The sequence below is a fragment of the Nicoliella sp. ESL1149 genome, from assembly GCF_058107265.1.
Genome location: NZ_JBYLUE010000002.1, coordinates 674,230 through 685,096 on the forward strand (window position 1 = coordinate 674,230; position 10,867 = coordinate 685,096).

The following is a 10,867-nucleotide window of genomic DNA, read 5'->3' on the forward strand; positions in this document are numbered from 1 at the left end:
CTAGCTCCTTACTTGATTTAATAAAGATTGGAATAATTTCAAACCGTCGGTGCTTCCTAAGATTTCTTCAACCGCTCTTTCAGGATGAGGCATCATTCCTAAAACGTTTCCTTCACGGTTTGTAATTCCAGCAATGTCGTCATAACTACCGTTCGGATTATTCTTGTAGGTAAAGACGATTTGATGATTAGCTTTTAGTTCCTTTAAAGTTGCTTCATCACAGTAATAATTTCCTTCACCATGAGCAATCGGAATTGTAATATCTTCATTTTCCTTATATTCATTAGTGAAACGGGTGTGATTATTAACAACTTTTAAAGGTTCCCATTCAGAAATAAATTGCATGTTGGTATTGTGTTGTAAAGTTCCAGGAAGTAAACCTGCTTCAGTCAAGATTTGAAAACCATTGCAGACCCCTAAAACCGTTTTACCAGCTTTAGCCATGTCTTTAACGGCGGGCATAATGGGAGCAAAACGAGCAATTGCCCCACTCCGAAGGTAATCACCGTATGAAAAACCACCGGGAATCAATACTCCATCAAAGCCATCCAACTTAGTATCGTTCGATGAAACCATTTCAACATCTTGTTTTAAGTCGTCATTAATTGCGTGGTACATATCCCAGTCACAGTTGGAACCTGGAAAACTAATTACCGCAAACTTCATCGTTAACTATCCTTTCTTGATTTCGTAGTGATAAGTTTCCATATTTTGATTTACCAAAAGATCTTTACAAATGGAATCAATCACCTTTTCGGCAGCATCTTGATCATCCTTATCGATCTTAACTTCAAAGTACTTTCCTAATGAAATTGAATCGATCGATTTGTAGTCCAAACGATGAAGTGCGCTTTTAATCGCTTCACCTTGGGGGTCTAAAATTGATGGTTTATGGGTAACGTAAATTTTAGCTAAGTACATTGCAAAAATCCTTTCTAGTCGAGTGCCTTTTGTAGTTTATGGAGAATTTCAAGATAACCAGTCATCATATTACCAGTTTGTTTTCTGAAAACATCCTTATCTAATGATTCTTTAGTATCAGCATCTAATAACCGACAAGAATCAGGAGAAATTTCGTCAGCTAAAACGATCTTACCGTCATCAGTTAACCCAAATTCAACTTTAAAATCAACAAGGATTACATTAACGGACTTGAATAACTTAATTAAAAGTTGGTTAACCTTAAAAGCAACCTGGCGCATTTCAATAAGTTGATCTTCAGTCGCAATGTCTAATGCTTGGGCATCAGAATCATTTACGAGCGGATCGTGAAGTTCATCACTCTTAAAGAAATATTCAACAACAGGTTGCTTTAATTCTTGGAGATATTTAGTTCCAAAACGTTTTTGAAAATGACCAGAAGCTAAGTTCCGAATAACAACTTCCAAAGGAATCATCTTTACCTTTAGATTCAATTGATCAGTATCAGAAATTCGTTTTACAAAGTGGGTGCTAATTCCATTCTTTTTTAGGTATTCAAAAATTAAACTAGAGATCTGGTTATTAACCGCACCCTTGTTATCAATTAATTCATTTCGAACCCCATCACCAGCAGTGGTGTGGTTAGTATAGTGAACCTTCAATACTGATGGATCATCAGTTGTGTATAATTGTTTTGTTTTTCCTTCGGCTACTAATGTCATTTTTAAAATCCTTTCTAGATTTATTCAAATTCCTTAATTGAGTTCAACATTGAATCAAAATCATCACCAATTACAGTAATGTGACCCATTTTTCGTTGGGGACGAATTTCAGCTTTTCCATAGTCATGAAAATGCCATTCAGGATGATTTGGTAATTCTTTTCGCGCTTTAGTAAGGTCATCACCCAATAAGTTGACCATGACAGCCTTATGATCTTGAGTAATTTCTGGAATCGCTAAACCACAAATACTTCTAATGTGAGCATCGAACTGCGAAACGTTACACCCTTCAATTGAAAAGTGCCCAGAGTTATGAGGACGCGGAGCTAGTTCATTAACAAGTAATTCGCCATTTGCTAGAACGAACATTTCAACTCCTAAGACCCCGACTAATTTCAAGCTATCGGCAATTTTTTGCACAATTTGACTAGCCTTTTGATGAACTTGGTCATCAACCCGAGCCGGAATAATACTAGTGTGTAAAATATGGTGCTTATGAATATTCTCACTTAATGGAAAGGCAAACGTTTTTCCAGTATAGTCACGAGTAACCATCATTGAAACTTCTTTAACGAATGGCTGTTTTTGTTCATAGATCCATTCAATGTTATTAAGTTCTTTTTCAGCATTAACGACATCATCATGATTATTGATATCAATTTGACCGTGACCATCATAGCCACCTTCACAGGTCTTTAAAATCCCAGGATAACCAATTTTAGTTACCGCAGCTTCTAAATCAGCTTGATTATTTACCGCAGCATAATTAGTTACTGGAATGCCATTTTGACGCAAGAAATTTTTTTCACGGATTCGATGACTCGTAATCGTTAATTCATTAATAGCTTGTGGAACGTCAACTTCACCAGTTAGCTTTGCTAAGGCGTCTTGGTCAACGTTTTCAAATTCATAAGTTAAAACATCTGCTTTTTGAGCTAATTTTTGTAATGCAGCTTCATCGTCGTAATCAGCAACGATTTGAAAATCAGATACTTGTGCTGCAGGTGCATCTGGGGTTGGATCTAAAATCCCCACTTTATATCCCATATACTTAGCAGCAATTGCCATCATTTGACCTAATTGGCCACCACCTAAAATTCCAATTGTTGAAGGCGGTAAAATTGTTTTAATTGAGTTGGTCATTGCTTTTAATCGCCTCTTCGGTTTGTTGTTTTCTGAAATCAACTAATTTTTGAGCAACTTCTTCATTTTGTAAACCAATGATTTGAGCAGCTAAAAGGGCTGCGTTCTTTGCCCCAGCCTTACCAATTGCAACTGTAGCAACTGGAATCCCAGAAGGCATTTGAACCATCGATAACAATGAATCCATTCCATTCAAAGCTTTGGTTTGAACTGGAATCCCGATTACAGGGAGGGTGGTATTAGCAGCCATCATCCCAGGAAGATGAGCAGCTCCACCAGCAGCAGCAATAATCGCTTTATAATGTTCGTCTTTTGCACTTTGACCAAATGTTTGTAATTGGTTTGGCATCCGATGTGCGGAAATTACATGTTTATCATAGCTGACGCCCAGTTGATCCAACATCTCAGCTGTATCTTTTACTACTGGCCAATCAGAAATGGAACCCATCACGATTGCGACGTCCATTCAGATCACTCCTTTAACTTTTCTAACAATATAATGATAACAAGCTAAATTATTCTCGTCAATCAAAACACGAACTATTATCATTAAAAATATTTTAATTGTTCGATAGAATCAAAAATAAAAAGACATGATTAATTATCATGTCTTTTTAATCTCCCTAGCCATTCATTTGAGCTGGAGCTGGACTAACGAACTTATTATAAGCTTTTTGGAACAATAGATTCACAGTTCCTCGTGCTCCAGAACGGTTCTTTTCTATAATGACTTCAACTGGACAAATGTTGTTATCGTCAATCTTTTGTTCATTTCCATCATCATCGCTATCGTTATCTCTTTCGTAATAATCTTCACGATACAAGAACGAAACAATATCAGCATCTTGTTCAATTGAACCAGATTCTCGAATATCAGAAAGAACAGGTCGTTTATCTTGTCGTTGTTCAACTCCACGAGAAAGTTGAGATAACGCAATTACAGGAACTTCTAATTCTTTAGCTAATTTTTTTAATTGTCGCGAAATCATTGAGACTTCTTGTTGACGATTTTCATGATTTCCACTTTCAATCAATTGCAAATAATCAATTACGATCAAACCAAGATTCTCATTTTCTTTTGCTAATCGTCGACACTTAGCTTGAATTTCAGCCATTCTAATACCTGGAGTATCATCAATATACACTTGGGTTTTTTTAAGAGCTTGCCCTGCAAAACTAACACTATTAAACTCCTCTTGAGTCAACTGACCAGTTCTTACGTGGTAAGCATCAACGTTAGCACTGGCACAAAGCATCCGGTTAACCAATGATTCAGCTCCCATTTCTAGACTAAAAATAGCGACCGCCTTTTTTGATTCTAACGCTACATTTCGAGCGATATTTAGAGCGAACGCAGTTTTACCAACGGCTGGTCGAGCAGCAATAATAATCAATTCGCCATCATGTAACCCGGTCGTGATATTATCTAAATCATTATATCCAGTTGATAATCCAGTCACGGATTCTGGTTTATCTCTTAGTTTTTCGATCTCTTTAATTGATTTAGTAACGACATCTTCAATTTGTTTAAATCCAGAACGATTAAGGTTTTCACCAACTCTTAAAATATCGCTTTCAGCATTGGCTAAAAGTTCATCCACATTTTCACTACCATCGTATCCAGCAGTGACAATATTAGTTGCTGCCGAAATTAATTTTCGACTGATCGACTTGTCACGAACAATCTTAGCATAATAAACAGCATTCGCAGCTGTTGGTGTATATTGGGCCAAATCAGTTAAATATTGAACGCCACCAACATCATCAATTTTTTTCTTATCTTTTAAATAGTTAGTAATCGTAATCAAATCAATGGGTTGTTCATCATTGTCCAACTCCTCCATTGCTTTGAAAATAATTTGATGAGAATGGGTATAAAAATCATCAGCCCGAAGATACTGCAAAGATTCTTGTAACGAGTCTGTATTTAAGAATATCGATCCTAAAACAGCTTTTTCAGCATCAATACTTTGAGGGGGGATTCGGTTAATTGATTCACTATTCATATTTATAATTCCTTTTTAATCTAAAAAAGACCGGTTTCCCAGTCTTTTTGCTAGCTAACTACTAAATTATTGTTCTTTAACGTGAACTCGAATCGTCGCGGTCACAGAAGGATGGATTTTAACACTAACGTTAGTGTATCCCAAAGAACGAATTGGTTCAGATAGTTCAACGTCTTGTTTCTTTAATTTAATTCCGTATTGATCTTGTAATCCTTGAACGATCTTTTTACTTGGAATTGAACCGAAGAGACGACCATCAGTACCTGACTTAGCTGTAAATTCAACGACTGTTTTGTCATCTTCAATTTTAGCTTTAAGTTCTTTAGCGTGAGCTAATTCTTCAGCTTCATCACGTTTTTCAGCACGCTTCTCTGCATTTAATTGACTAATAGCGGAATTAGTTGCTGCTTTAGCCATATTTCGTTTAATTAAGAAGTTTTGCGCATATCCATCTGGGACATTCTTAACTTCTCCTCTTTTACCTTTTCCACGTACATCTTGTAAGAAAATAACTTTCATCGAGACCAGCTCCTTTTATATCTATAATCTAATTTAACAAAAATTCACTGAAATTACTACTATTATTCATCATCATCATCGGAATCATCATCAGGGGTTTCTTCTGCTAATACTTCTTGAATGGTTTTAATTAACATTGGTTTAACTTCAGAAACGGATTTATCACTAATCTGGGTTGCGCCACTTGCTAAGTGACCTCCACCACCAAGGCGTTCCATAATGATTTGAACGTTCACATCACCATCACTTCGAGCAGAAATTCCAACCTTACCATCAGGACGATTACTAATAACGAAGGAAGCTTTTACTCCCTGCATCGTTAATAATGAATCTGCTGCTTGAGCAGCCGTTACCGGATCATAAGTTTTATCATTCTCACCAGCAATTAATGCTAGTTGACGATTAGCATCAATAAATTCAACTCTTGAAATTAAATGATTCCTTGAAATATAAGCATCAACATTTTCACGCATTAACGATTGCATTACATTTGAATCAGCTCCGGCAGATCTCAAGTAACTAGCAGCATCAAACGTTCTTGTCCCGGCTTCCATTGAAAATGACTTTGTATCAACAAAAATTCCGGTCAATAACGCAGTTGCTTCAAGGCGATTGATTGGTTCCTTGTCTTGAGATTGATATTCTAATAATTCCGTTACTAACTCACTTGCGGATGAAGCATAAGGTTCGATGTAAACCAAAATTGGATTCTCAGGGAATTCTTCACCACGACGATGATGATCAATGACAACCACCCGATTCTCCAATCGATTATACAGTGCCCGCGAAATACTCATTGATGGTTTCGAATGATCGACCATGATCAAAAGACTATTATCTGTAGCTTTTTTGAGTGCTTCATCAGGAGTAATGATTGAATCATAAATATCAGGATATTTTTTGGTTAACTCTAATAATCTTTGGACATCAGAATGAATCTGGGTTTGATCGATCACGATCCAACATTGTTTATTATTCATCTTGGCCATTCGGTGAATCCCCATACAGGAACCAATGGCATCCATATCAGGACGAGAATGTCCTTGAACAAAAATTTGATCAGATTCTTTAATAATTTCTTGAAGGGCTTGAGCAGTCATTCTAGCTCTAACTCGAGTCCGTTTTTCCATTGGATTAGTCTTTCCACCATAAAAACGAGCTTCTTGATCTCGAGCCTTTACAACAACTTGATCTCCACCTCGGCCAAGTGCTAAGTCTAAATCACTTTGAGCTTGTTGAGCTAATTGGTTCAGATTTTGATCATCATAAGCAATCCCAATACTTAACGTTAAAGGATAATTATGTCTGGAAGTACTTTCACGAATCTTATCTAAAATTTCAAATTTATCTTCTTCGATTTCACGTAATGATTCTGCATATGCAACCATCAAAAAATGGTCATCATCAATTTGTTTCAAATAAACATGAAATTTTTCAGCCCAAACTGATAGTTCATTCGTAACGTAACTCCGTAGATTAGAAATATCTTGGTCAGTCATTGATTGCGTAATTTCATCATAGTTATCCAAGAAAATTTCTCCAATTGAAATTTTCTCACTATTATAACGCTCTTCAATTTCATAATAGTTCGTAACATCCATCATGTACACAGTATGAAATTCCCTTTGAATCAACATTGAAAAATGATGATGATTCCAAGTCACTTCGTTGCTGTCCTTTGAGTTCCAATTTTGATTGACTAATGATTTTAATCCAGGTGCTACGTCCCCAAGTTGTTCTCCTAAAATATGTTCATCACCAAAATAAGGCTGAAGATATGGATTGACCCAATCAATTTGTTCTTTATCATTCAAAATTAAAATTCCAACTGGCATTTCTAACATCGTTTCTCGTTCGCCACGATGAATTCGATATGATAAGTCTGATAAGTATTGATTAGCATTATCACTTAAGCGGTTCATTAACTTGAAATTATAAGCTAAAATTCCACTAAGAATCAAAAGAAGAATTACTCCTAATGCCCAACTTTCTAAAAAGGTAATAACTGTACTAAAAATTACTAAAAAAGACATAAAAATAGTGATCCATCTTAAAAAACGATTCGATAAAAACGGTGGTAAGTTAAAAAATCTTCTTTTCTTTTTCATGACACGCCTCTTCGTTTTTGTCTGAATAAAATAATTATCTATATTATTTTATCACACTTTAAGAAAGTGATAAAAAGACCGTGTAATATATAAAAATAACAAAACGCACGACCATTGATTTAGATGATCATGCGTCAAAAATGAAATTTTTTCAATCAGATATAACGCTTTCTACCCAAGCGTCTAATCGATTTAAAAATTGAAGATATTGATTCATTGAGGCTAAATAACCTGACATTCTGTTATTTTCTGGTTGTGGGCCTAAAATATCATGATTATATTTCTTTTCGTTGATTTGTAATTCTCTAAAAAGTTCTCCAAGACGATCAATTTCATCTGGAGTTAATTTTTTAATAGTTTCATTATTATCATAGTTATCAATTATCCATTTTAAGCATCCGTTCATTGGGGCTGCTTCAACTCTCCAGTTCTTATGTACAGATTCATCTTGATAATCAGCCTTATCTTGATAATAATCATCATGATGGTTAGCTATATCGTCCCTATAAATTAAAGGCGAATGAACGATATTTCCAAGCATCTTTTCTTCAATAACTTCACGATTAAACTTAAACTTATTTCCATTTTGAAAACTATTTCTGATGTTATAAATAATCGCTAACTTATGTTGATAAGTTTGTCGACTAATATTATTGTACCCGTTATGCAATTGAGGATTTCCCTTTTGAATGGTACTAATATAGTCATTTGGAATCTGAACTTCTTTATCACCAATTGGATTATATGATTTAATCAATGGATTTTTCTTATCGGTCAATAAGTCAATTTGATCCGCTTTATAATATTTAACCTCAATCGCAAAAATTCCCCATCGACAAATTAAAATTAAATCAATTTGATTACTACTTTCTTGTGATTTTTGACTATATCGGAACGGAATATCAATATCTGAAATAATCTTGAAATGACTTTCATAATTCTTAAGATTAAGTTTTTTAAATTCATTTTCAATTTCTTTTTGAACTTCAATTTCAGCTTCAAATCCATCATTTTGTTTATAAAATTTATTATAAATATCACTCTTAAATAATTGAAAATCATCGTTATGAAGTAACTGGTGGAACTTTTCACGATTTTTCTTAATTTTTTTAATAATTCTCCTCGAATAATCAATTAAATCAACTGTTCCATTTTTAAAAGCAACTGTTTTATATTTTTTGGAAAGTTTATTAAAATCACTGTTAGTCATTTTAACATTACTAATCATTCCCGAAAATTGAAAATTAAAATCAGTTATTTTATTATTTTCAGGAATTATTTGAAGCTCTGATTCAGGAGCAGCAGTCTGTTCATTTAACTTTGCTTCCAGTGAATTATAATTAGCGATGTCACTTTTATGTTGAACTTCAGCACTTTGTTGTAAATCTTTATATTTAGATTGAATGTTTCGTAATTCTTTTTTAGATTCATTAGCAGAACGCTTTAAGTTATTATAAATTCTCTCTAATTTTGTATATTTAGCTGCATCATAGTTCCGTTGATTAATAATGCTTTGCCACTGAGCATTTGCTTTATTTTGATGTTCGATAAACTTGGTAGCCAATGAATTATAACTATCTTTTTCAACACTAGTTTGTTCACTAACGGCATTTTTAAGATCTGTATTTTGTCTTCTTAAGATATCGATAATTTCATTTGTAACGGTTTTTTGTTTATTGAACTTATCATTGAATCGATTTTGCTTAGCATTTCCTTCCTTTCTAATAATATTAAGAATTTCATTTGTAATCTTTTGTTGTTGGCGAATCTTATTATTAAACTCTTCCTGCAGATCTTCAGAAAGGTGTTTTTGATCCCTTAATTGTTGTTTTAAAATGGTGAGTTGTCTCCTTAACCTTTTATTATCTTGTTTTTGCACATCCAAACCCATTTTCTCACCTCACTAGATTAAAATGTTAAATATTTTAAACCATGTTTATATATGTATTTGACATAACCTTCATAATGTTAATATTACTCTAAATATCAGGTTATATCTAAGAATTAGTCAATTTAATCAATAACTTAGAATCTAAATTGATTTTTATAAAAAAAGAGTCTCTAATTATCAGAATCAATCTAACAATTATAAGACTCAGAATTTACTTATCATGTGCAAAATTAGTCTTCAGTAACGAATGGCATTAAGCCCATGATACGTGCACGCTTAATAGCGATAGTTAGCTTACGTTGGTTCTTGGCACTAGTACCAGTAACACGACGTGGTAAAATCTTACCTCTTTCTGAAGTAAAACGATTTAATAATTGAACATCTTTATAGTCGATGTAATCAATGTGATTAGCAGCAATATAATCCATCTTACGACGACGACGTCCGCCTCTTCTTTGTGGCATGTTAAAAACCTCCCCATATCTTTTCTTTTTTAATTAAATAATATTTAATATTAAAATGGCAAGTCATCATCAGCAATGTCAATGTCATCACCCTTACCAGCAAACGGATCCTTATTATTTCCATCATCATTTTTTGGTGAATGATTTTGTTTGGAATTAAATGAATCTCCTTTATTAGAAGAATGCTGAAACGGATCAGACTCATCAAATGATTTTGAGCCTTTCCAACTACCATTATTGTCATTGTTTTTTGACTTATCAAAAGGAGATTCACTGTTTCTATGAGGAGTAGGATTATTATAACTACCATTATTACTGTTATAACGATCATTACCATTGTTAAAATCACCGTTATTTTCGTTAGAAGCATTTCGTGATTCTAGGAACGACCAGTTTTCAACGTTAATATCAGTTGTATAAACTCTTACTCCGTCTCTTTCATAACTGCCAGTTTGAATTGAACCATCAATTCCAACTAAGCTGCCCTTATGAAAGAAATTAGCGAAACTTTCTGCAGATTTTCCCCAAATAGTACAGCTAATAAAATCTGTTTGGCGTTCACCATTACTATCCTTAAAGCGTCTATCAACAGCAAGGGTAAATCTACCAACAGCTCTGCCGCTTTGGGTATATCGCAAATCAACATCCCGTGTTAAACGACCAGTTAAAATTGCTCGATTAATCATGTCGAAAACCCCTTTCATACGTCAAAACTATTTCAATGATTAAATTAACGGTTAACGATCATGTGACGTAAAATATCGTCACTGTACTTAGATAAACGATCAAATTCGTTTAAAGAAGTATCGTCAGAAGTTGTTAAATTAACGATGTGGTATAAACCTTCATTATAGCCCTTAATTTCATAAGCTAAACGAAGCTTCTTCCAATCTTTTGAATCAATAATCTTAGCACCATTATCAGTCAAGATCTTATCAAAACGATCGACTAATTCTTTCTTAGCTGATTCGTTTAAATCAGGACGAATGATGTAAGTAATTTCATATTTGCGTTCTTCCATGAATTACACCTCCCTGTGGACTTTAGACCCTTCAAACAATTTTGAAAGGTAAGGAGAATATGGAGGAATCCTC

Annotated in this window: 12 protein-coding genes; all 12 read right to left on the reverse strand. The window is 34.1% G+C overall.

Features of this window, described 5'->3' with window-relative positions:
* Positions 1-666 carry a phosphoribosylformylglycinamidine synthase subunit PurQ gene (gene purQ / locus AC3B6G_RS03300; RefSeq protein ID WP_489848998.1) on the reverse strand — a complete coding sequence of 222 codons (666 nt, stop codon included), beginning with the start codon at positions 664-666 and terminating at the stop codon, positions 1-3.
* Positions 667-672: 6 nt separating this feature from the next.
* A complete protein-coding gene (gene purS / locus AC3B6G_RS03305; protein ID WP_489848999.1) occupies positions 673-921 on the reverse strand; it encodes a phosphoribosylformylglycinamidine synthase subunit PurS in 249 nt (82 codons plus the stop codon).
* A 14-nt stretch (positions 922-935) separates the two neighbouring features.
* A complete protein-coding gene (gene purC, locus AC3B6G_RS03310; RefSeq protein WP_489849562.1) occupies positions 936-1,652 on the reverse strand; it encodes a phosphoribosylaminoimidazolesuccinocarboxamide synthase in 717 nt (238 codons plus the stop codon).
* 11 nt (positions 1,653-1,663) lie between these two features.
* A complete protein-coding gene (gene purK, locus AC3B6G_RS03315) occupies positions 1,664-2,785 on the reverse strand; it encodes a 5-(carboxyamino)imidazole ribonucleotide synthase (protein WP_489849000.1) in 1,122 nt (373 codons plus the stop codon).
* A complete protein-coding gene (purE, locus tag AC3B6G_RS03320; protein WP_489849001.1) occupies positions 2,769-3,251 on the reverse strand; it encodes a 5-(carboxyamino)imidazole ribonucleotide mutase in 483 nt (160 codons plus the stop codon). The genes purK and purE overlap by 17 nt, the downstream gene beginning before the upstream one ends.
* A 157-nt stretch (positions 3,252-3,408) precedes the next feature.
* Positions 3,409-4,791 carry a replicative DNA helicase gene (dnaB, locus tag AC3B6G_RS03325; RefSeq protein WP_489849002.1) on the reverse strand — a complete coding sequence of 461 codons (1,383 nt, stop codon included), beginning with the start codon at positions 4,789-4,791 and terminating at the stop codon, positions 3,409-3,411.
* 66 nt (positions 4,792-4,857) lie between these two features.
* Positions 4,858-5,310: a 50S ribosomal protein L9 gene (rplI, locus tag AC3B6G_RS03330; protein ID WP_489849003.1), complete on the reverse strand. Its 453-nt coding sequence runs from the start codon at positions 5,308-5,310 to the stop codon at positions 4,858-4,860.
* Between the two features lie 62 nt (positions 5,311-5,372).
* The gene (locus tag AC3B6G_RS03335) at positions 5,373-7,418 is read right to left on the reverse strand and encodes a DHH family phosphoesterase (protein ID WP_489849004.1); all 2,046 of its coding nucleotides are present in this window, start codon (positions 7,416-7,418) and stop codon (positions 5,373-5,375) included.
* Between the two features lie 151 nt (positions 7,419-7,569).
* Positions 7,570-9,309 carry a nuclease-related domain-containing protein gene (locus AC3B6G_RS03340; RefSeq protein ID WP_489849005.1) on the reverse strand — a complete coding sequence of 580 codons (1,740 nt, stop codon included), beginning with the start codon at positions 9,307-9,309 and terminating at the stop codon, positions 7,570-7,572.
* 230 nt (positions 9,310-9,539) lie between these two features.
* Positions 9,540-9,773, reverse strand: coding sequence for a 30S ribosomal protein S18 (rpsR, locus tag AC3B6G_RS03345; protein ID WP_489849006.1), 234 nt, complete (start codon positions 9,771-9,773; stop codon positions 9,540-9,542).
* A gap of 50 nt (positions 9,774-9,823) precedes the next feature.
* A complete protein-coding gene (locus tag AC3B6G_RS03350; RefSeq protein ID WP_489849007.1) occupies positions 9,824-10,459 on the reverse strand; it encodes a single-stranded DNA-binding protein in 636 nt (211 codons plus the stop codon).
* 44 nt (positions 10,460-10,503) lie between these two features.
* Positions 10,504-10,794 (reverse strand): 30S ribosomal protein S6, encoded by a 291-nt coding sequence (gene rpsF / locus AC3B6G_RS03355; RefSeq protein WP_489849008.1) that lies wholly within the window; start codon positions 10,792-10,794, stop codon positions 10,504-10,506.
* Between the last annotated feature and the right edge of the window lie 73 nt (positions 10,795-10,867).